Origin of the sequence: Mesorhizobium sp. M0136, from assembly GCF_040322515.1 — a bacterium.
Taxonomy (GTDB): Bacteria; Pseudomonadota; Alphaproteobacteria; order Rhizobiales; family Rhizobiaceae; genus Mesorhizobium.
Genome location: NZ_JAMYTP010000007.1, coordinates 242,093 through 262,507 on the forward strand (window position 1 = coordinate 242,093; position 20,415 = coordinate 262,507).

Annotated in this window: 19 protein-coding genes; 1 reads left to right on the top strand and 18 read right to left on the bottom strand. The window is 62.6% G+C overall.

All coding sequences use genetic code 11. The features are described 5' to 3' along the window. Positions 1 to 102: 102 nt before the first annotated feature. The 18 genes from NKJ35_RS11375 to NKJ35_RS11460 form a co-directional block, all read right to left on the bottom strand. Positions 103 to 1,773 (bottom strand): ribonuclease J, encoded by a 1,671-nt coding sequence (locus NKJ35_RS11375; RefSeq protein ID WP_352647009.1) that lies wholly within the window; start codon positions 1,771 to 1,773, stop codon positions 103 to 105. A gap of 118 nt (positions 1,774 to 1,891) precedes the next feature. Next, on the bottom strand, positions 1,892 to 2,713 hold the full coding sequence (locus NKJ35_RS11380; protein ID WP_352477556.1) for a biotin--[acetyl-CoA-carboxylase] ligase: 822 nt from the start codon (positions 2,711 to 2,713) through the stop codon (positions 1,892 to 1,894). Positions 2,714 to 2,717: 4 nt separating this feature from the next. Then, positions 2,718 to 4,154 (bottom strand): NADH-quinone oxidoreductase subunit NuoN, encoded by a 1,437-nt coding sequence (gene nuoN, locus NKJ35_RS11385; RefSeq protein WP_352647011.1) that lies wholly within the window; start codon positions 4,152 to 4,154, stop codon positions 2,718 to 2,720. Between the two features lie 17 nt (positions 4,155 to 4,171). Further along, a complete protein-coding gene (locus tag NKJ35_RS11390) occupies positions 4,172 to 5,677 on the bottom strand; it encodes an NADH-quinone oxidoreductase subunit M (protein ID WP_352450009.1) in 1,506 nt (501 codons plus the stop codon). Continuing rightward, positions 5,677 to 7,650: an NADH-quinone oxidoreductase subunit L gene (nuoL, locus tag NKJ35_RS11395; protein WP_254818111.1), complete on the bottom strand. Its 1,974-nt coding sequence runs from the start codon at positions 7,648 to 7,650 to the stop codon at positions 5,677 to 5,679. Before nuoL ends, NKJ35_RS11390 begins: the two co-directional genes overlap by 1 nt. 11 nt (positions 7,651 to 7,661) lie before the next feature. Then, complete coding sequence (nuoK, locus tag NKJ35_RS11400) at positions 7,662 to 7,970, bottom strand: NADH-quinone oxidoreductase subunit NuoK (RefSeq protein ID WP_023676620.1); 309 nt, start codon at positions 7,968 to 7,970, stop codon at positions 7,662 to 7,664. Position 7,971: 1 nt separating this feature from the next. After that, positions 7,972 to 8,592 (bottom strand): NADH-quinone oxidoreductase subunit J, encoded by a 621-nt coding sequence (locus NKJ35_RS11405; protein WP_023676621.1) that lies wholly within the window; start codon positions 8,590 to 8,592, stop codon positions 7,972 to 7,974. A gap of 230 nt (positions 8,593 to 8,822) precedes the next feature. After that, on the bottom strand, positions 8,823 to 9,314 hold the full coding sequence (nuoI, locus tag NKJ35_RS11410) for an NADH-quinone oxidoreductase subunit NuoI (protein WP_254818109.1): 492 nt from the start codon (positions 9,312 to 9,314) through the stop codon (positions 8,823 to 8,825). After that, on the bottom strand, positions 9,314 to 10,357 hold the full coding sequence (nuoH, locus tag NKJ35_RS11415; protein WP_292663045.1) for an NADH-quinone oxidoreductase subunit NuoH: 1,044 nt from the start codon (positions 10,355 to 10,357) through the stop codon (positions 9,314 to 9,316). Before nuoH ends, nuoI begins: the two co-directional genes overlap by 1 nt. Positions 10,358 to 10,359: 2 nt before the next feature. Further along, positions 10,360 to 12,441: an NADH-quinone oxidoreductase subunit NuoG gene (gene nuoG / locus NKJ35_RS11420; protein ID WP_352647014.1), complete on the bottom strand. Its 2,082-nt coding sequence runs from the start codon at positions 12,439 to 12,441 to the stop codon at positions 10,360 to 10,362. A 74-nt stretch (positions 12,442 to 12,515) separates the two neighbouring features. Next, entirely contained in the window at positions 12,516 to 13,211 is a 696-nt protein-coding gene (locus NKJ35_RS11425; RefSeq protein WP_352647016.1) for a helix-hairpin-helix domain-containing protein, read from the bottom strand. Between the two features lie 80 nt (positions 13,212 to 13,291). Continuing rightward, the gene (gene nuoF / locus NKJ35_RS11430; RefSeq protein WP_352505700.1) at positions 13,292 to 14,596 is read right to left on the bottom strand and encodes an NADH-quinone oxidoreductase subunit NuoF; all 1,305 of its coding nucleotides are present in this window, start codon (positions 14,594 to 14,596) and stop codon (positions 13,292 to 13,294) included. Positions 14,597 to 14,606: 10 nt separating this feature from the next. After that, positions 14,607 to 15,668, bottom strand: coding sequence for an NADH-quinone oxidoreductase subunit NuoE (nuoE, locus tag NKJ35_RS11435; protein WP_352477550.1), 1,062 nt, complete (start codon positions 15,666 to 15,668; stop codon positions 14,607 to 14,609). Further along, entirely contained in the window at positions 15,669 to 16,859 is a 1,191-nt protein-coding gene (locus tag NKJ35_RS11440) for an NADH-quinone oxidoreductase subunit D (RefSeq protein WP_254818103.1), read from the bottom strand. A 66-nt stretch (positions 16,860 to 16,925) separates the two neighbouring features. Continuing rightward, positions 16,926 to 17,303 carry a four helix bundle protein gene (locus NKJ35_RS11445; RefSeq protein WP_352505698.1) on the bottom strand — a complete coding sequence of 126 codons (378 nt, stop codon included), beginning with the start codon at positions 17,301 to 17,303 and terminating at the stop codon, positions 16,926 to 16,928. Positions 17,304 to 17,324: 21 nt separating this feature from the next. Further along, entirely contained in the window at positions 17,325 to 17,927 is a 603-nt protein-coding gene (locus NKJ35_RS11450) for an NADH-quinone oxidoreductase subunit C (protein ID WP_254818102.1), read from the bottom strand. Between the two features lie 5 nt (positions 17,928 to 17,932). Then, complete coding sequence (locus tag NKJ35_RS11455; RefSeq protein WP_023720749.1) at positions 17,933 to 18,514, bottom strand: NuoB/complex I 20 kDa subunit family protein; 582 nt, start codon at positions 18,512 to 18,514, stop codon at positions 17,933 to 17,935. Next, positions 18,505 to 18,870 carry an NADH-quinone oxidoreductase subunit A gene (locus NKJ35_RS11460; RefSeq protein WP_023720750.1) on the bottom strand — a complete coding sequence of 122 codons (366 nt, stop codon included), beginning with the start codon at positions 18,868 to 18,870 and terminating at the stop codon, positions 18,505 to 18,507. The genes NKJ35_RS11455 and NKJ35_RS11460 overlap by 10 nt, the downstream gene beginning before the upstream one ends. Positions 18,871 to 19,206: 336 nt before the next feature. On the opposite strand from NKJ35_RS11460, the gene NKJ35_RS11465 reads away from it, so the two are divergent. After that, positions 19,207 to 20,406 carry a winged helix-turn-helix domain-containing protein gene (locus tag NKJ35_RS11465; protein ID WP_352647019.1) on the top strand — a complete coding sequence of 400 codons (1,200 nt, stop codon included), beginning with the start codon at positions 19,207 to 19,209 and terminating at the stop codon, positions 20,404 to 20,406. The last annotated feature ends 9 nt before the right edge of the window (positions 20,407 to 20,415 follow it).

Consider the following 20,415-nt stretch of genomic DNA (forward strand, 5'->3'; position numbering starts at 1 on the left):
GTAAGGCAGTAGGGGAGTAGGGAAAAAGGATCTAGAAGTGCAGACTGTTTGCGCTCCTACTTCCTACTTCCTACTTCCCTACTGCCATACTCCCCTACTCCCTCATCTTGTGACGAACACTGTCACCAGCGGCTTCTTGCCCCAGGCTTCGTTGGCCGCGCCGCGCACCGCGCGCCGCACCGCCTCCTGGACCAGGTCGAGATCTTTTCGGCGCTGGCGGGGGATGGAGTCCACGGCGCCGATTGCCGCATCGATCATCAGGTCCTCCAGGCTCTCGCCGCTGCCGTCGGCCTCGGCGACGCCGATGGCGACGAGGTCGGGATCGCCGGCAAGTTCGTATTTGTCGTCGAGCACGACATTGACGGCGACATGGCCGGCAAAGGACAGCTTGCGGCGGTCGCGAATGCCCATCGCCTGATCGCTGCCGATCAGCCTTCCGTCCTTGTAGATGCGGCCGAACGGAACCTGGTCGATGATGGCGGCGGCACCCGGATACAGCCTGAGCATGTCGCCGTCGCGCACCTGCGCCACCTGGCCGATGCCGGACGTCGACATCAGCGAGCCCTGCGCCACCAGATGCGCCGCCTCGCCATGAACGGGAACGCCGATCTGCGGCCGCACCCATTCATACATCTTGCGCAATTCGCTGCGGCGTGGATGGCCGGAGACATGCACCAGCGCATCGCCGTCCTCGATGATCTTGATGCCGAGATCGATCAGGCGGTTCTTGATTTCGAGGATCGCCTTCTCGTTGCCGGGAATGGTGCGCGAGGAAAACACCACCGTGTCGCCGGCCGTCAGCGCCACCGACTTCATCTCGTCGCGCGACAGCTTGGCAAGTGCGGCAAGCGGCTCGCCTTGGCTTCCGGTGCAGATGATGACGAGGTTTTCGCGCGGGATGAAGCCGTAATCCTCCTCGGCGATGAATTCCGGCAACCCGTCCATATAACCGAGTTCATCAGCCACATCGATGACGCGCTTCATCGAGCGGCCAAGCACCAGGCATTGGCGGCCGGCATCCCGCGCTGCCTTGGCGATCGAGACGATGCGGCCGACATTGGAGGAGAAGCTGCTGACGGCGACACGGCCCTTGGCATTCTGGATGACACCCTTGAGACCCTCGCCCACCGCCACTTCCGACGGTGATTCCCCTTCCCGCAGCGCGTTGGTGGAATCGCAAATCAACGCCAGCACGCCCTTGTCGCCATAGGCGCGGAAGCGTGCCTCGTCGGTCATCGGCCCCACCGTCGGCGCCGGATCGATCTTCCAGTCGCCGGTATGGATGACGACGCCGGCCGGCGTGGTGATCGCCAGCGACATCGGTTCGGGAATGGAGTGCGCGACGGGGATGGCCTCGATCTCGAACGGACCGACGGTGAATTTCTCGCCGGCCTGGTAGATCGTCACCGGGATCTTCGGCGCCCCTTGCTCGCCCTGCCGCTTGGCTTCCAGCAGGCCGGCGCCGAACGGCGTCATCCAGACCGGCGCCTTGAGCTTCGGCCAGATGTCGTGCAGCGCGCCGTAGTGGTCCTCATGTGCATGGGTAATGACGATGCCGCGCAGATTGGCGACATTCTCCTCGATGAAGCGGGTGTCGGGCAGTACCAGGTCGACGCCGGGCAGGGTTGCATCGGGAAAAGTAACGCCGACGTCGACGACGATCCATTCGCGCGCATTGGCCGGCCCATAGCCGTAGAGGGCGAAGTTCATGCCGATCTCGCCGACACCGCCGAGCGGCACGAAGACAAGTTCGGCATTTTCCGCTGTCGCCATGGTCTTTCCTTCCTTGCCGGTCAAATTGTGGGCCGGTCAAAATTGTCGGCCAATCAAAATTGTCGGCCGGTCAAATTCAAGCTGGTCAAATACCTGGCCAGTCAAACGTATTGGCCAGTCAACCGACGGCCGATGCGACCGCGCCGAAATGCACGTCGCCGGCGGCGATCGTCAGAACCGAGCCTTCATCGTCGCGGATCACGAAACGGCAGTCTTCGTCAATGGTCTCGAAGGTGCCGCGCACCACATTACCGTCAATTCTGACAGCAACCTGCCCGCCAAGCCCCGCCGCGCGCGCCAGCCAGCGCCGCCTGACGGCGGCAAGCCCACGCCCTTCGTTCCACAGCCGGGCATTCTCGCTCCACGCATCCGACAGCGCCAGAAACAGCGTCTCGGCATCGCAAGCCGACCCCAGCGCGTTGAGCGACGTCGCTGGATAGGGCAAATCATTGGGATAAGCCACCACATTGACGCCGATGCCGACAGCCACCGCCGAACGGTCGCCATCCAGCATCGCCGATTCCAGCAAGATGCCGGCGAGCTTGGCGCCCGACGCGAGCACGTCGTTCGGCCATTTCAACTCGAAGCGGTTCTTGCCCTGGCTCGCGCCGTCCAGGCCAATTGCGATCCTGCCTTTCGGCACGACGGCGTCGAGCGCGTCGGCCAGCGCCAGTCCGGCAACGAAGCCGAGCGTCGCGGCAAGTCGAAGCTCGGTGTTGGTGATCACCAGCAGCGTCGCTGCCAGATTGCCCTCGGGCGTCGCCCAGGCGCGGCCACGGCGGCCACGCCCCGCCTCCTGCTTTTTTGAGACGACCCAGAGTTTGCCCGGATCGCCGGCCCGCGCGTGCTCCAGCGCCAGCGCATTGGTGGAGCCGACCGTATCGTGCGCCTCGAGCCGGAACCCTTCCGAAGCCGCGGTTGGAGCCAGCCTGAACGTCATTCCGTTAGAAGAAGGTCTTGGCCGCGGCGGCTGCGTAGGTTCCGATCGGGCCGCCGATCAGCACGTAGAACAGCACGAAAGCGCCGCAGGCGCCGAGCACGACGCGCAGTTCGGTCGCCATCGGCACGAAGCCGCCGACCGGTTCGTCGAACCACATGATCTTGATGATGCGCAGATAATAATAGGCGCCCACCACAGAGGCCAGCACGCCGATGATCGCGAGCGCGTAGAGGTTGGCATTGATGGCGGCGAGGAACACGTACCATTTCCCCCAGAAGCCGGCGAGCGGCGGGATACCGGCCAGCGAGAACATCATGATGGTGAGGATCGTCGCCATGATTGGGTTGGTCGCCGACAGGCCGGCGAGATCGCTGATCTGCTCGACATTGCCCTCCTTGCGCCGCATGGCCAGGATGAAGGCGAAGGTGCCGAGCGTCATCACCAGATAGATCAGCATGTAGATGGCGACGCCGCGCACGCCGTCCTGGCTGTTGGCGGCAAGGCCGACCAGAGCATAACCCATATGGCCGATGGAGGAATAGGCCATCAGCCGCTTGATGTTGGTCTGGCCGATGGCAGCGAAGGCGCCGAGCGCCATCGAGGCGATCGAGATGAAGACGATGATCTGCTGCCAGTCGGCGGCGATCGGCTTGAAGGCGCCCATGGTGACGCGCACCATCAGCGCCATCGCCGCCATTTTGGGTGCCGCCGCCAGAAAGGCCGTCACCGGCGTCGGCGCGCCCTCATAGACGTCGGGCGTCCACATATGGAACGGCACCGCCGAGATCTTGAAGGCAAGGCCGGCCAGCACAAAGACCAAGCCGAAGACGAGGCCGAGCTGGCGCTCGCCGCCGCTGAGCGCCGCGGCGATCTCCTGGAAGCCCGTGTTGCCCGTGTAGCCGTAGACCAGCGAGATGCCGTAAAGCAGCATGCCCGACGACAGCGCGCCAAGGACGAAGTACTTCAGCCCGGCCTCGGTCGAGCGCAGATTATCGCGGTTGATCGCCGCCAGCACGTAGATCGCCAGCGACTGCAGCTCGAGGCCGAGATAGAGCCCGATCATGCCGTTGGCCGAGATCATCAGCATCATGCCGAGCGTGCAGAGCAGGATCAGCACCGGATATTCGAACTTGTCGAAACGCTCCGCCTGGGCAAAGCGAACCGACATGGCCAGCGTCACCGCCGAGCCGATCAGCGCCAACATCTTCATGAAGCGGGCGAATGGGTCCTGGATGAAGGCTTCGCCATAGGCGTTGCCCTGCCCCGGGGAAAAGATCAGCCAGGCGCCGGCGATCACCAGCACGGCAACAGCAAGGCCGCTCATCGTGACGGCGGTGTTGGCGCGAGAATAGGCGCCGAGCATCAACAGCGCCAAGGCGCCGATGGCGAGGATCAGCTCTGGCGTCGAGAGCGACAGGCTGGAGAGAAGGTCCGGCGTCATGGTTCGCAAACCCCCAGTCAGTTCGCCGCCGCGGTCTGCGCGGCGCCGATGGATGCGGTGACATTGGTAACGAGCGCCTTGACCGATTCGGCCGTCGCGTCGAAGATCGGCGCCGGATAGACGCCGAAGAAGATGACCAGCGCGACCAGTGGATAGATGATCACCTTTTCGCGCGTCGACAGGTCGAGCAAACCTTTCAGGCTTTCCTTGGTCAGTGCGCCGAAGATCACCTTGCGGTAGAGCCAGAGCGCATAGGCCGCCGACAGTATGACGCCGGTGGCGGCGAAGAACGCCACCCAGGTGTTGACCCGGAACACGCCGAGCATGGTCAGGAACTCGCCGACGAAGCCGCTGGTGCCGGGCAGGCCGACATTGGCCATGGTGAAGATCATGAACACGGTTGCATATTTCGGCATGTTGTTGACCAACCCGCCATAGGCGTCAATGTCGCGCGTGTGCATGCGGTCGTAAACGACGCCGACGCAGAGGAACAGCGCGCCGGAGACCAGCCCGTGCGACAGCATCTGGAAGATCGAGCCCTGGACGCCTTCCTGGTTCATCGCGAAGATGCCCATGGTAACGAAGCCCATGTGAGCGACCGACGAATAGGCGATCAGCTTCTTCATGTCCTCCTGCATCAGCGCCACCAGCGAGGTGTAGATGATGGCGACAACGGAAAGCGTGAAGATCAGCGGCGCGAACATTTCGGATGCGATCGGAAACATCGGCAGCGAAAAACGCAGGAAGCCGTACCCGCCCATCTTGAGCAGGATGGCGGCCAGAATCACCGAGCCGGCCGTCGGCGCTTCGACATGCGCGTCCGGCAGCCAGGTATGCACCGGCCACATTGGCATCTTCACCGCAAAGGACGCGAAGAAGGCAAGCCATAGCCAGGTCTGCATATTGGCCGGGAAATTATGCGTCAGAAGCGTCGGGATATCGGTGGTGCCGGACTGGAAGAACATCGCCATGATGGCGAGCAGCATCAGCACCGAGCCGGCCAGGGTGTAGAGGAAGAACTTGAACGAGGCATAGACGCGCCGCTTGCCGCCCCACACGCCGATGATGATGAACATCGGGATCAGGCCGGCTTCGAAGAAGACGTAGAACAAGACGATGTCCAGCGCACAGAACACGCCGATCATCAGCGTCTCGAGCAGCAGGAAGGCGATCATATAGGCTTTGACGCGCTTCTCGATCGATTCCCACGAGGCGAGAATGCAAAGCGGCATCAGGAAGGTGGTCAGGATGACGAACAGCATGGAGATGCCGTCTACGCCCATATGGTAGGAGATGCCGGAATCCAGCCAGGCAAACTTCTCGACGAACTGGAAGCCAGGTTGCGAATTGTCGAAGCCGGTCCAGATAAACAGCGAAATCACAAACGTGAACGCAGTCGTGAAAAGCGCGATGGCGCGGATGTTGCGGCGCGCGTTCTCGCTGTCATCACGCACGAAAAGGATGAGCAGCACACCAACCAGCGGCAGGAAGGTGACCAGCGATAGGATCGGCCAGGCGGTCATCAGAGCATCATCCAGGTGACGAGTGCGGCAACGCCGATCAGCATGGCGAAGGCATAGTGGTAGAGATAGCCGGTCTGCAGCTTGACGACCCGGTTGGTGACGTCGACGACGCGCGCCGAAATGCCGTCCGGCCCGAGCCCGTCGATGACGGTGCCGTCGCCGGTCTTCCACAGGAAGCTGCCGAGGCGCTTTGCCGGCCGCACGAACAGGAAGTCGTAGAGCTCGTCGAAATACCATTTGTTGAGCAGGAAGGCGTAGAGCAGGCGGTGGTTGGCGGCGACGCTCCGAGGCATTTCCGGCGCGCGAATATAGAACTGCCAGGCTATCGCAAAGCCGATCAGCATGGCGATGAACGGCGACAGCTCGACCCATAATGGCACTTCGTGGATTTCGTGCAGGATATGGTTGTCCGGGAGCGTGAACAGCGACGCCTTCCAGAATTCGGCATAGCCCTCGCCGATGAAGGCGCCGTGGAAGATCACCCCCGCGAACAGCGCGCCCGCGGCCAGGATGAACAGCGGCACCAGCATGACCGGCGGCGATTCATGGACATGGTGCATGACCTCGTGGCTGGCCCGCGGCTCGCCGTGGAAGGTCATGAAGATCAGCCGCCAGGAGTAGAAGGAGGTGAAGCAGGCAGCAATGACCAGCAATATGAAGGCAAACGCGGCGACCGCATTGTGGCCGGCGAAGGCCGCTTCGATGATGGCGTCCTTGGAAAAGAAGCCGGCCGTGCCGATGATCGTTACCGGAATGCCGACACCGGTCAGCGCAAGCGTGCCGATCACCATCATCCAGTAAGTCGTCGGGATCAGCGTCCTTAGGCCACCCATTTTGCGCATGTCCTGCTCGTCGGAGACGGCGTGGATGACCGAGCCCGAGCCGAGGAACAGCAGCGCCTTGAAGAAGGCGTGGGTGAACAGATGGAAAATCGCCGCGCCATAGGCGCCGACGCCGAGCGCCACGAACATGTAGCCGAGCTGCGAACAGGTCGAATAGGCGATGACGCGCTTGATGTCGTTCTGGACAAGACCGACTGTCGCCGCGAAGAAGGCGGTGAAGGCGCCGATGAAGGTGACCACCGTCAGTGCCGAATGCGACAGCTCGAACAGCGGCGAGAGCCGCGCCAGCATGAACACGCCTGCCGTCACCATGGTGGCCGCATGGATCAGTGCGGAGACCGGCGTCGGGCCTTCCATGGCATCCGGCAGCCAGGTGTGCAGCGGCACCTGCGCCGACTTGCCCATCGCGCCCATGAACAGGAGCAGGCAGACGACCGTCATCGCGGCCTGCTTATCGAGCGCATAGCCGAGGAAGGTCAGTACGGCCGCGCCTTGCGGCGCGCCTTCGGCTGGAATGAACGTCGCCGCATTGGCGAAAATGGTGCCGAGATTGACCGAGCCGAACAGCACGAACACGCCGAATATGCCGAGCGCAAAACCGAAATCGCCGACGCGGTTGACGACGAAGGCCTTGATCGCAGCTGCATTGGCCGACGGCTTCTTGTACCAGAAGCCGATCAGCAGATAGGAGGCAAGGCCGACGCCTTCCCAGCCGAAGAACATCTGCACGAGGTTGTCGGCCGTCACCAGCATCAGCATGGCGAAGGTAAACAGCGACAGATAGGCGAAGAAGCGCGGCCGGTCCGGGTCGTGATGCATGTAGCCGATCGAGTAGACATGGACCAGCGCCGACACCGTATTGACGACGACCAGCATCACCACGGTCAGCGTATCGATCCGCAGCGCCCACGACGCTTCGAGGCCGCCTGACTGGATCCAGCGCAGTACCGGCACGGTGAACACCTCGCCGCCGCCGAAGCCGACCGAGAAGAAGGCAACCCACGACAGCACAGCGGCGATCACCAGGAAGCCGGAGGTGATGTATTCGGAAGCCTTGGCGCCGAGCGAAGTGCCGAACAGGCCGACGATCAGGAAGCCGAGCAGCGGAAGGAAGACGATGGCCTGATACATGGTGGTTTCCGTCAACCCTTCATCATGTTCACGTCTTCGACCGCGATCGAGCCGCGGTTGCGGAAGAAGACGACGAGAATGGCGAGGCCGATCGCCGCTTCGGCCGCCGCGACCGTCAGCACGAACAGTGCGAACACCTGGCCGACCAAATCGCCGAGCGCCGCCGAAAAGGCGACGAAATTGATGTTGACCGCAAGCAGGATCAGCTCGATCGACATCAGGATGACGATGACGTTCCTGCGGTTCAGGAAGATACCGAACACGCCGAGCGTGAACAGGATCGCCGATACGGTCAGGTAGTGCGCGATGCCGACGACCATCTCAGACTCCTTCGCCCGTCTTGACCTTGCGGATTTCCACTCCGGTTGCCGCCGTGCGGCCGACCTGGGCGGCGATCGACTGCCGCTTGACGCCCGGCTTGTGGCGCAGCGTCAGCACGATGGCGCCGATCATGGCGACCAGCAGCACCAGGCCAGCTACCTGGAAGTAATAGAGGTAATCCGTATAGAGGATGTCGCCGAGCGCTGCCGTATTGGAGCGCGCGGCCAGGTCCGGAATGGGCTTGGCGACCGTCGCCGCCAGTTTCGGCGCGAATGTATAGCCGCCGAGCACCACGATCAGCTCCGCCGCCAGGATCAGCCCGACCAGCGCGCCGATCGGTGCATATTGCAGGGCGCCTTCCTTCATCTCGGCGAAGTCGACATCGAGCATCATGACCACGAACAGGAACAGCACCAGCACCGCGCCGACATAGACGACGAGCAGGATCATCGCCAGGAACTCGGCGCCGGTCAGCATGAACAGGCCGGCGGCGTTGAAGAAGGTCAGGATCAGGAACAGCACCGAATGCACGGGATTGCGCGCCGAAATGACCATGAACGCCGATGCCACCGCGACAAAGGCGAAGAGGTAGAAAAAGGCCGCCTCTAGTCCACTCAGCATGGGTTCCCCCGGGTTTCCTGTCAGAACAGGACGTTCGTCCTGTTTTTTGCCACCGCCTCCGGTCGGCAAGTTGCGTGTTCCTATCGCATGTTCCGATCGGGTTGAAAGACCCGATCGAAAAGAAAACATGCGACACTCTTTCATTCCGGAGGATGATCTTGTCCGAAAAGTCTGCAACTTTTCGGGATCATCCTCTGAACGAGGCCCTCGCCCCGTCCATGCGTCAAATATCAGCGGTAAGGCGCATCCAGCGAGATGTTGCGCGCCAGCTCACGCTCCCAGCGGTCACCATTGGCCAGAAGCCTGTCCTTGTCGTAGTAAAGTTCCTCGCGCGTCTCCGTCGCGAACTCGAAATTCGGTCCCTCGACGATGGCGTCGACCGGGCATGCTTCCTGGCAGAAGCCGCAATAGATGCATTTCACCATGTCGATGTCGTAGCGCACGGTGCGCCGCGTGCCGTCATTGCGGCGTGGGCCGGCTTCGATGGTGATGGCCTGTGCCGGGCAGATCGCCTCGCACAATTTGCAGGCGATGCAGCGTTCCTCGCCGTTCGGGTAGCGGCGCAGCGCATGCTCGCCGCGGAAGCGCGGGCTGACCGGTCCCTTCTCATGCGGATAGTTGATCGTCTCCTTCGGCGCGAAGAACTGGCGCATCGACAGAAAGAAAGCGCCGACGAAATCCTGCAAAAGCAGTGACTTGGCGGCCTGGGATAATGCAGACATCAGGCAAACCCCGTGATCTTTAGGAAAGCGGCGGTGGCGACCACCATGAACAGCGAGATCGGCAGGAACACCTTCCAGCCGAGTCGCATCAGCTGGTCGTAGCGATAGCGCGGCACGAACGCCTTCACCATGGAGAACATGAAGAACACCAGGCAGACCTTGAGCACGAACCAGATCAGCCCCGGCACCCAGGTGAACGGCGCGAAGTTGAAGGGCGGCAGCCAGCCGCCAAGGAACAGGATGGTTGCCAACGCGCACATCAGGACGACGGCGACATATTCGCCGAGGAAGAACAATAGGAACGGCGTCGAGGAATATTCGACCATATGGCCGGCGACGAGTTCCGATTCGGCTTCCACGAGGTCGAAGGGCGGACGGTTGGTCTCGGCCAACGCCGAGATGAAGAAGACGATGAACATCGGGAACAGCGACAGCCAATGCCAGTCGAGGAAGGTGTTGGGCAGGCCGAGCCGCGTGCCCAGCCCGTCCTGCTGCGACAGGACGATGTCGGACAGGTTGAGCGAGCCGACGCAAAGCAGCACGGTGACGATGACAAAGCCGATCGAGACTTCGTAGGACACCATCTGCGCCGCCGAGCGCAGCGCGCCAAGGAACGGGTATTTCGAATTGGACGCCCAGCCGCCCATGATCACGCCATAGACCTCGAGCGAGGAGATGGCGAAGACATAGAGGATGCCGACATTGACGTTGGCGATCGCCCAGCCTTCATTGACCGGTATGACCGCCCATGCAGAGATCGCCAGCACCGCCGACACCAAGGGCGCCAGCAGGAAAACGCCCTTATTGGCGCCGGACGGGATCACCGGTTCCTTGAAGACGAATTTCAGCAGATCGGCGAAGGCCTGCAGCGTGCCCCACGGGCCGACGACGTTCGGTCCGCGGCGCAATTGCACCGCCGCCCAGATCTTGCGGTCTGCGTAAAGCACATAGGCGACGAAGATCAACAGAACGACGATCAGCACGACCGACTTCAAAAGGATCAGCAGCGCCGGCAGCACATAAAAGGAGAAGAAGGTGTCCATATCTACTCCGCCGCCTGCCTGAAGCCGTTTTTCGCCAAAGCCGAGCATTCGGCCATCACCGCGGAAGCCCGCGCGATCGGATTGGTCAGGTAGAAATCCTTGACCGGTGAGGTGAAGGTGCCCTTGTTCAGCCGACCGCCGAGCTTGGCCACCCTGGCGATGTCGGCCGGGTCGCCGGCCGCGACATGGTCGACGCGGGCAAGATGCGGGTATTGCGCATAGAGCTTTGCGCGCAGTTGCTGCAGCGAATCGAACGGCAGCTTCTTGCCGAGCACATCCGACAGTGCCCGAAGGATCGCCCAGTCCTCGCGCGCTTCGCCGGGCGCGAAGCCGGCACGGTTGGTCTGCTGCACGCGGCCTTCGGTGTTGACGAAGGTGCCCGACTTCTCGGTATAGGCGGCGCCCGGCAGGATGACGTTGGCGCGATGCGCGCCCTTGTCGCCATGCGTGCCGATATAGACGACGAAAGCGCCGCCGGTCTTGGCCATGTCGATTTCGTCGGCGCCGAGCAGGAACAGCACGTCGGTCTCGCCCAGCATGCCGGCGACATTCCTGCCGCCCTCGCCCGGTACGAAGCCGACATCGAGGCCGCCGACGCGTGCCGCGGCGGTGTGCAGCACGGCAAAGCCGTTCCAGTCGGCCCTTGCGGCATTGACGGCGACGGCGAGCTTCGCCGCCTGGCCAAGCACGGCCGCGCCGTCCGGACGCGCCAGCGCACCCTGTCCGACGATGATCAGCGGATGCGTCGCCTTCTTCAGCAGCTGGAAGAACTTGCCGTTGCCGTCGGCCAGATCCTTCAGCGATTCCGGCCCGGCGCCGAGCTGCTCGTAATCATAGCGCGTATCGCCGACATCGCCGATGACGCCGACCGGCAGATTGCCGGCCCGCCAGCGCTTGCGGATGCGGGCGTTGAGCAAGGATGCCTCGAAGCGCGGATTGGCGCCGATGATCAGCACCGCATCGGCCTGTTCGATGCCTTCGATGGTCGGGTTGAAGACATAGCTGGCCCGGCCGAGCGACGGATCGAGTGCGGCCCCGTCCTGGCGGCAGTCGGTGTTCCTCGAGCCGAGCGAAGCCATCAACAACTTCAGCGCGTAGATCTCCTCGACGGCTGCGAGATCGCCGGCAATGGCGCCGATCTTTTCGGGTGCGGCATTCGACACCGCTTCCTTGATCGCGGCAAAAGCCTCCGCCCAGCTTGCGGGGGCCAGTCTGCCGTCCTTGCGCACATAGGGCCGGTCGAGGCGCTGCGTGCGCAGGCCGTCCCAGATGAAGCGGGTCTTGTCGGAAATCCACTCCTCGTTCACCGCCTCGTTGGTACGCGGCAGGATGCGCATCACTTCGCGGCCCCGGCTATCGACGCGGATCGCCGAGCCGACGGCGTCCATCAAGTCGATGGATTCTGTCTTGGTCAGTTCCCAAGGCCGTGCCTGGAAGGCGTAGGGTTTGGAGGTCAGCGCGCCGACCGGGCAAAGGTCGATGACATTGCCCTGCAGTTCCGAAGTCATCGCGCTTTCGAGATAGGTGGTGATCTCGGCATCCTCGCCGCGGCCGATCAGGCCGAGTTCGGATATGCCCGCAATCTCGGTGGTGAAGCGGACGCAGCGCGTGCAATGGATGCAGCGGTTCATGATCGTCTTGACCAGCGGCCCGATATACTTGTCTTCGACCGCCCGCTTGTTCTCGTGGTAGCGCGAGGAATCGACGCCGAACGCCATCGCCTGGTCCTGCAGATCGCACTCGCCGCCCTGATCGCAGATCGGGCAGTCCAGCGGATGGTTGATCAGCAGGAATTCCATCACGCCTTCGCGGGCCTTCTTGACCATCGGCGTGTTGGTGAAGATTTCCGGCGGCTCGCCATTTGGACCGGGGCGCAGGTCGCGCACGCCCATGGCGCAGGACGCCTGCGGCTTGGGCGGGCCGCCCTTCACCTCGATCAGGCACATGCGGCAATTGCCGGCGATCGACAGCCGCTCATGGAAGCAGAAGCGCGGCACTTCCGCACCTGCGTCCTCGGCCGCCTGCAGCAGCGTGTAGTGGTCGGGTACAGTGATCTCTTTCCCGTCGACCTTGAGCTTTGCCATTTCGCCTCAAACCCCTGCGGACGTTCCGCAATCTTTCCTTCCGTGCGCAGCCGACGCCGCGCACGATATTGAATTCAATTTTTGGCCTCGGCCAATGCGGCCGCCTGACCGATCCAGCCGTCACGGCCGATACGGCCCTTCAACGACAGGTAATCTTCGACCCAGGCGATCTCTTGCGGCGTCCACGCGGCAATCTGGGCGTATGTCCAGATGCCAAGGCCGTTCAGCACCTTTTCCAGTTTCGGCCCGATGCCCGATATTGCCTTGAGGTCGACGGGCACGGCTGGCCGGTCCATCGGCTTGGGCTGCTTGAAATCTTCCGGCATGAGCCCGGCCGATGCGTCCGCTGCAACGGTGCTCGCATTCGCCACGCTCCGCGCCGCAGTGCTTGTCGCAATGTCGGTCACGTCATTGGCGAAGGACTGCGCCTCGGCAATCAGGGTTTTGGTGGCTGCGCGCGCCTTGGTCGAGGAGCTTTTGCCGGTCGCGGAAACGCGTTCGGTCCGGGCCTCGAAATCCTCGGTGACCGGCTGCCAAAGCCGCTGCGAGGTCTCGGCCACGCCTGAAAGCACGCCCATCCAGACGCCAAAGGCGTGGTTGGCAAGCCCGATGCCGAGTGCCGTCATCGCCGCCGCGCCGGCGACAGGATGCGCCAGGAGATTGACGGCGCTGGCCATCTCCTTCGGCATTGTCCTGGTCAGGTCCTGGTTCATCTTCAAGAACGGGTCCCCATCGGGCGTCAAATCGTCGGGTATCGAAAACAGCGACATAGGTGGTCTCCTGGTCGTTTCCGTCTGCCCCGCGCTCGTTTCCTCGTTTCGGGCATTCGCCCGCATTTTTTTGAATTCTTCTATTCCGCCGCCGCCAGCACCGGTTCGGCTCGGTGTGCGTTGCGCGAAAACTCGTCGATGCGCCGCTCCACCTCGCCACGGAAATGCCGCATCAGGCCCTGGATCGGCCATGCCGCCGCATCGCCCAGAGCGCAGATCGTGTGGCCCTCGACCTGCTTGGTCACGTCGAGCAGCATGTCGATCTCGCGCTTCTGCGCCTCGCCGCGCACCAGCCGTTCCATCACCCGCCACATCCAGCCCGTGCCCTCACGGCAGGGCGTGCACTGGCCGCAGCTCTCGTGCTTGTAGAAATAGGACAACCGCGCGATCGCTTTCACGATATCGGTCGATTTGTCCATGACGATGACAGCCGCGGTGCCGAGGCCCGATTTTAGGTCGCGCAGCGCATCGAAATCCATGGGCGCGTCGATGATCTGCTCGGCCGGCACCAACGGCACCGAGGCGCCGCCCGGAATGACCGCCAGCAGATTGTCCCAGCCGCCGCGGATGCCGCCGCAATGCGTCTCGATCAGTTCGCGGAACGGGATCGACATCGCCTCTTCGACGGTACACGGATTGTTGACGTGGCCGGAGATGCAGAACAGCTTGGTGCCGGCATTGTTGGGCCGGCCGAAGGACGAGAACCAGGCCGCACCGCGGCGCAGGATGGTTGGCGCCACGGCGATGGACTCGACATTGTTGACCGTCGTCGGGCAGCCATAGAGGCCGACATTGGCCGGAAACGGCGGCTTCAGCCGCGGCTGGCCTTTCTTGCCTTCGAGGCTTTCGAGCAGCGCCGTTTCCTCGCCACAGATATAGGCGCCGGCACCATGGTGCATGTAGATGTCGAAATCATAGCCGGAGGTGTTGTTCTTGCCGATCAGCTTGGCCGCATAGGCCTCGTCGATGGCGAGTTGCAGCGCCTCGCGCTCGCGGATGAACTCGCCGCGCACATAGATGTAGGCGGCGACCGCGCCCATGGCGAAGCCCGCGATCAGGCAGCCCTCGACCAGCGTATGCGGATCGTGGCGCAATATATCGCGGTCCTTGCAGGTGCCGGGTTCGGATTCGTCGGCATTGACAACGAGATAACTCGGCCGGCCGTCGCTCTGCTTGGGCATGAACGACCATTTCAGCCCGGTCGGGAAGCCGGCGCCGCCGCGGCCGCGCAGGCCCGATGCCTTCATCTCGTTGACGATCCACTCGCGCCCCTTGGCGATGATGCCGGGCGTGTTGTCCCAGGCGCCGCGCGCCATGGCGCCGGCCAGCGACTTGTCGAAGCGGCCGTAGATATTGTTGAAGATGCGGTCTCTGTCCTGAAGCATTGCTCGTTCCTCAGACCGGCTTCTTGCCGGTCGGCCGGCGCTTGTTTCCGGGCGACGGCTTGGCCGCTTCGGCGGCAGCCTTCGCCGGTTTAACCTTGGCCTCCGGCGCTTTGAAAGCCGACGCCGGCTCGGCCTTGTTCTTGGAGCCTTTGCGCTGTTTCGAGACGTCCTCGACCTGCGGCTCGGCCTTGTTGGCATTGGCGGCCGAATGCAGAGGCGCTGCAACGCTCGCCGCCTTCTCCGCCGCGGGCGCGACTTTTGTCGCCGACGGCGATTTCAGCGCCGGGCTGGTCTCGACCGCATCGGTCTTCGGCTTGCTGGCATTCGAGGGCGCAACTGGCGCCGGTGCAGGCGCGGCAGCAGGCGGAACCGGCGCTGCGGCAGCGGCCGCCGGCGCCGCTTCCTTGGCGGCCTTGGTCGCGGCCCTGGTTTCCCGGTCGCGGGTCGCCTTGAGGATCGCCTTTTCACTCTTAAGGGTCGTCAGGCCGCTGGCCGGCTCGGAAGTGACGCGGCCGTTTTGCGGTCCCGGTTCCACCGTGGCGCCCTTACCGGCGTCATAAAGGTCGATGATCTCGGCAAGCCGCTCCGGCGTCAAATCCTCATAGGTGTCCTTGAATATCATCACCATCGGCGCGTTGACGCAGGCGCCGAGACACTCGACCTCCTCCCACGACAGCGTGCCTTTGTCGTTGGTGTGGAACTGGTCGTGATGGATCTTCGAGCGGCACACATCCATCAGCGCTTCCGAGCCGCGCAGCATGCAGGGCGTGGTGCCGCAGACCTGGATATGGGCGCGGCTGCCGACCGGATTGAGTTGGTATTGCGTATAGAAGGTGGCGACTTCCAGCCCTCTGATATAGGGCATGCCGAGCATGTCGGAGATCGCCTCGATCGCCGCCTTGGTCACCCAGCCTTCCTGCTCCTGCGCCAGCATCAGCAAGGGGATGATCGCGGATTGCTCGCGCCCCTTCGGATATTTCTTGATCCACTGCTTCGCCGCTGCCGCATTCGCCCGGTTGAAGGCGAAGGAGGCTGGCTGGAGGCTGGCTTCTGCGAGACGGCGGACTGACATTTAGCGATCGACCTCACCAAACACGATGTCGAGGGAGCCGAGAACGGCGGTGACGTCGGCCAGCATGTGGCCGCGGCACAAAAAGTCCATGGCTTGCAGATGCGCAAAGCCCGGCGCGCGCAGCTTGCAGCGGTAGGGCTTGTTGGTGCCGTCGGAGACGAGATAGACGCCGAACTCGCCCTTCGGAGCCTCGACCGCGGCATAGACCTCGCCGGCCGGCACGCGGTAGCCTTCGGTGTAGAGCTTGAAGTGATGGATCAGCGCTTCCATCGAGCGCTTCATCGCCGCGCGCTTCGGCGGCACCACCTTGCCGTCGAGGTTCGACACCGGCCCGCCGCCTTCCTTGCCGAGCAACAGGTCGACGCACTGGCGCATGATTTTCGCCGACTGCCGCATCTCTTCCATGCGCACCAGATAACGGTCGAAACAGTCGCCGTTCTTGCCGACCGGAATGTCGAAGTCCAGCTCGGCATAGCATTCGTAGGGTTGCGATTTGCGCAGGTCCCACGGCGCACCCGAGCCGCGCACCATGACGCCGGAAAACCCCCAGGCCCAGGCGTCCGCCAGGGAGACAGTGGCAATGTCGACATTGCGCTGCTTGAAAATACGGTTACCGGTCAAGAGCGCGTCGAGGTCGTCGATCGACTTCAGGAACGGGTCAATCCACTTGCCGATGTCCTCGATCAGCTTCTGCGGCAGGTCCTGATGCACGCCGCCCGGCCGGAAATAGGCTGCATGCATGCGCGAGCCGCTGGCACGCTCATAGAACACCATCAGCTTTTCGCGCTCGACGAAGCCCCACAGCGGCGGCGTCAGCGCGCCGACATCCATCGCCTGCGTCGTCACATTGAGGATGTGCGACATGATGCGGCCGATCTCAGAGTAGAGAACTCGAATAAGCTGCCCGCGCTTCGGCACCTCGATGCCGAGCAGCCGCTCGGCTGCAAGCGCAAAGGCATGCTCCTGGTTCATCGGCGCGCAATAGTCGAGCCGGTCGAGATAAGGCACCGCCTGCAGATAAGTCTTGTGCTCGATCAGCTTTTCCGTGCCGCGATGCAACAGTCCGATATGCGGATCGACGCGGTCGACGACCTCGCCGTCGAGCTCCAGCACGAGGCGCAAAACGCCGTGCGCAGCCGGATGCTGCGGGCCGAAATTGATGTTGAAGTTGCGGACGGAGGTTTCAGCCATGGAGGCGCCTCTGGCGAAGAGTCAGTAGTGAGTAGTGAGTAGTGATCATCAACCTCAATGCCTGCTTCATTCCGCCTGCTTGGCCTGCACCGTCCGGATAAGAGATCTCGTCATTTTTCCAATCTCTTCGCATCGCAGTAGCAGTTCAATCTCATCGTCTTTTCGTAGCAGCCCAACCCGGCATGCCAGCAAAATGTGCGTTTCCAGTTCCTTCAACGAACCTTGCGCCATGCGCAAAAATTGAACGAACGAACCTCTGTTTTCTCGACCGTATCCCTCCGCGACGTTGGCTGCGATCGAAACCGCCGATCGGCGCATCTGCGAGGTCATGCCGTAGATCTCCTCCTTCGGAAACCCTTTACTGATGCGGTAACAATCTTCAGCAAGCACCATCGCCGATTGCCACACCTTCAGGTCGCGATAAGATTCGATCCTTTTTTCCAATTCCTACTCACTACTCACTACTCACTGTTTCGCCTTCTCGTCCCCCGGCAGAACATAATCCGTGCCTTCCCATGGGGACAGAAAATCGAAATTGCGGAATTCCTGCTTGAGCTCCACCGGCTCGTAGATGACGCGCTTGGCTTCGTCGTCGTAGCGCACCTCGACGAAGCCGGTCAGCGGAAAGTCCTTGCGCAGCGGATGGCCTTCGAAGCCGTAGTCGGTCAGAATCCGCCGCAGATCGGGATGACCCGAAAACAGCACGCCATAGAGATCGTAGGTTTCGCGTTCGAACCAGTCGGCGCCGGGATATATGCCGGTGATTGACGGCACCAGCGTCTCTTCGTCGGCCTGGACCTTGATGCGGATGCGGATATTCTGCCTCGGCGACAGCAAATGATAGACGACGTCGAAGCGCTTTGCCCGCGACGGATAATCCGCGCCGCAGACATCGATGATCGAGATGAACTGGCATTTCGGGTCGTCGCGCAGGAAGGTCACTACCTCGATCAGGTCGCGCGGTTCGACCGAGATGGTGAGTTCGCCATAGGCAAACACCACCTCGCCGATCCGGCCGGTCAGCTTCTCGCCGAGATAGGTCGAGAGGTCATTCAACGCCTGGGTCATGCCGCTCACCGCTCGATCGTGCCGGTGCGGCGGATCTTCTTCTGCAGGAGAAGGATGCCGTAGAGCAGCGCTTCGGCGCTCGGCGGGCAGCCGGGCACGTAGATGTCGACCGGCACGATGCGGTCGCAGCCGCGCACCACCGAATAGGAATAATGATAATAGCCGCCGCCATTGGCGCAGGAGCCCATCGAGATGACGTAGCGCGGCTCCGGCATCTGATCGTAGACCTTGCGCAGCGCCGGCGCCATCTTGTTGGTCAGCGTGCCGGCAACGATCATGATGTCGGACTGACGCGGAGACGCGCGCGGCGCAACACCGAACCTTTCCGAGTCATAGCGCGGCATCGAGGTATGGATCATCTCGACCGCGCAGCAGGCGAGACCGAAGGTCATGAACATCAGCGAGCCGCTGCGCGCCCAGGTGATCAGCGCCTCGGTCGAGGTGACGAGAAAGCCCTTGTCGGCGAGCTCGTTGTTGATCTCCAGGAAGAACGGATCATCCTCCCCCACCGGCCTGCCGGTGTTGGGGTCGATGAGGCCCTTGGGCTTCGGCGCGACGAGCGTGCCGGAACTGTCGTTCAATCCCATTCCAGCGCTCCTTTTTTCCATTCATAGGCAAAGCCGATGGTCAGCACCGCCAAAAACACCATCATCGACCAAAAACCGAGCATGCCGATCTGGCTGAACGACACCGCCCAAGGAAACAGGAAGGCCACCTCCAGATCGAAGATGATGAACAGGATCGACACCAGGTAGAAGCGGATGTCGAACTTCATGCGCGCATCGTCGAACGAGTTGAAGCCGCATTCATAGGCCGAAAGCTTTTCCGGATCGGGGTTGCGGTAGGCCACCAGGAAGGGTGCGGCAAGCAGCGCCAGCCCGACCACCAGCGCCACGCCGATGAACAGGACGATGGGCAGGTACGAACCTAAAAGTGCGTTCATGCTGCAGTTTCCGTTGGCGGCCAATCCACTCTGATTACAGCACCGGACCCACTTGCGGAAGCGTGACAGTTTAACCACTGAACCGTTTTAAGGGGGCTCTATGCTGCAACGCGGCGAGGGTTAGCGCAGCGCTTTCGGCGAAGCAAGTCAAACCTTGTTCAAATCGCGGTACTGGGCGGCATATCCGGGAAAACTGGTCAGATCCGCTCCTGTTTGATTTCTTTCACTTTTCACTCCACTTTTCTCTCCTGACATGGATACCGACAAAACCCTGCTAGCATGGCGCGGAATCGCAGATTCTCTGCTCTGTCCGGCATCATCAGGATACCCGCATTGATGAAGGAAAAAATCTCGCTTCGCATGGCCCGCCGCATCGCGCTGGCGGCACAGGGATTCAATGACCCCCGACCCGCCGGTACACCCGACCGCCGACATCTGGCCCGCGTGCTTGCCCGTACCGGCCTGCTGCAGATCGATTCCGTCAGCGCCGTGGTGCGCGCCCACTACATGCCGCTCTATTCGCGGCTTGGCCCCTACAAGCTGGCGCTGCTCGACGACGCCGCCATAACGCGCAAGCGGATGGTCTTTGAATATTGGGCGCACGAAGCCTCCTTCCTGCCGGTCGAGACCTATCCGCTGATGCGCTGGCGCATGCAGCGGGCCGAGCGCGGCGAGGAAATGTACAGCGGACTGGCCAAATGGGGCCGCGAGCACGCCGCCTATATCGAGGAGATCTATCGCCAGGTCGTCGATCACGGCCCGATCGCCGCTTCAGCCCTCGAAGGCCAAAAGGGCAATGGTGGCTGGTGGGGCTGGAGCCATGCCAAGCACGCCTTCGAATGGCTGTTCTGGGCCGGCCGCATCACCACAGCGCATCGCCGCGGCTTCGAGCGGTTCTACGATCTGCCGGAGCGCTTACTGCCGCCGGCGGTACTCGCTCTGCCGGTTCCTTGCCCCGAGGATGCGCACCGCGAATTGCTGCGTATCTCCGCCCGCGCCCATGGCGTCGCCACGGCAGGCGATCTGCGCGACTATTTCCGCCTCTCGCCCGCCGATATCAAGGGTCGCATCGAGGAGCTGGTCGAGGCTGGCGAGCTGTTGCCGGTGAGCGTCGACGGCTGGAGCAAAACAGCCTATCTCCACAAGAACGCCCGTTTGCCGCGCCGGACCGAGGCGCGCGCCTTGCTTGCGCCGTTCGATCCCGTGGTCTTCGAGCGGTCGCGCACCGAGCGGTTGTTCGACTTCCACTACCGCATCGAGATCTACACGCCGGCCGAAAAGCGCCGCTATGGCTATTATGTGCTGCCGTTCCTGCTCGGCGACAGCATCGTCGGGCGCGTCGACCTCAGGGCCGACCGTCCGGCCGGCGTATTGCGCGTCCATGCCGCCTATGCGGAGCCCGGCGCCCCGCCGCAAACCGCCGCCGAGCTTTTCGAAGAATTGAAGCAGATGCAGGGCTGGCTCGGGCTTGAGCGCATCGAGGTGACAGCTGCCGGTGATCTTGGGCCGGCGCTGGCCGACATTGCCGCGTCGTAGACGTGCGTT

Coding starts and splice junctions, on each gene's coding strand:
- NKJ35_RS11375 (WP_352647009.1), bottom strand. CDS start 1,773: ATGGCGACAGCGGAAAATGCCGAACTTGTCTTCGTGCCGCTCGGCGGT.
- nuoF (WP_352505700.1), bottom strand. CDS start 14,596: ATGCTTCAGGACAGAGACCGCATCTTCAACAATATCTACGGCCGCTTC.
- NKJ35_RS11450 (WP_254818102.1), bottom strand. CDS start 17,927: ATGACCCAGGCGTTGAATGACCTCTCGACCTATCTCGGCGAGAAGCTG.
- NKJ35_RS11460 (WP_023720750.1), bottom strand. CDS start 18,870: ATGAACGCACTTTTAGGTTCGTACCTGCCCATCGTCCTGTTCATCGGC.
- nuoH (WP_292663045.1), bottom strand. CDS start 10,357: ATGGACACCTTCTTCTCCTTTTATGTGCTGCCGGCGCTGCTGATCCTT.
- nuoE (WP_352477550.1), bottom strand. CDS start 15,668: ATGTCAGTCCGCCGTCTCGCAGAAGCCAGCCTCCAGCCAGCCTCCTTC.
- NKJ35_RS11405 (WP_023676621.1), bottom strand. CDS start 8,592: ATGCTGAGTGGACTAGAGGCGGCCTTTTTCTACCTCTTCGCCTTTGTC.
- nuoI (WP_254818109.1), bottom strand. CDS start 9,314: ATGTCTGCATTATCCCAGGCCGCCAAGTCACTGCTTTTGCAGGATTTC.
- NKJ35_RS11425 (WP_352647016.1), bottom strand. CDS start 13,211: ATGTCGCTGTTTTCGATACCCGACGATTTGACGCCCGATGGGGACCCG.
- NKJ35_RS11455 (WP_023720749.1), bottom strand. CDS start 18,514: ATGGGATTGAACGACAGTTCCGGCACGCTCGTCGCGCCGAAGCCCAAG.
- NKJ35_RS11465 (WP_352647019.1), top strand. CDS start 19,207: ATGAAGGAAAAAATCTCGCTTCGCATGGCCCGCCGCATCGCGCTGGCG.
- NKJ35_RS11390 (WP_352450009.1), bottom strand. CDS start 5,677: ATGACCGCCTGGCCGATCCTATCGCTGGTCACCTTCCTGCCGCTGGTT.
- nuoN (WP_352647011.1), bottom strand. CDS start 4,154: ATGACGCCGGACCTTCTCTCCAGCCTGTCGCTCTCGACGCCAGAGCTG.
- nuoL (WP_254818111.1), bottom strand. CDS start 7,650: ATGTATCAGGCCATCGTCTTCCTTCCGCTGCTCGGCTTCCTGATCGTC.
- nuoG (WP_352647014.1), bottom strand. CDS start 12,441: ATGGCAAAGCTCAAGGTCGACGGGAAAGAGATCACTGTACCCGACCAC.
- nuoK (WP_023676620.1), bottom strand. CDS start 7,970: ATGGTCGTCGGCATCGCGCACTACCTGACCGTATCGGCGATCCTGTTC.
- NKJ35_RS11380 (WP_352477556.1), bottom strand. CDS start 2,713: ATGACGTTCAGGCTGGCTCCAACCGCGGCTTCGGAAGGGTTCCGGCTC.
- NKJ35_RS11440 (WP_254818103.1), bottom strand. CDS start 16,859: ATGGCTGAAACCTCCGTCCGCAACTTCAACATCAATTTCGGCCCGCAG.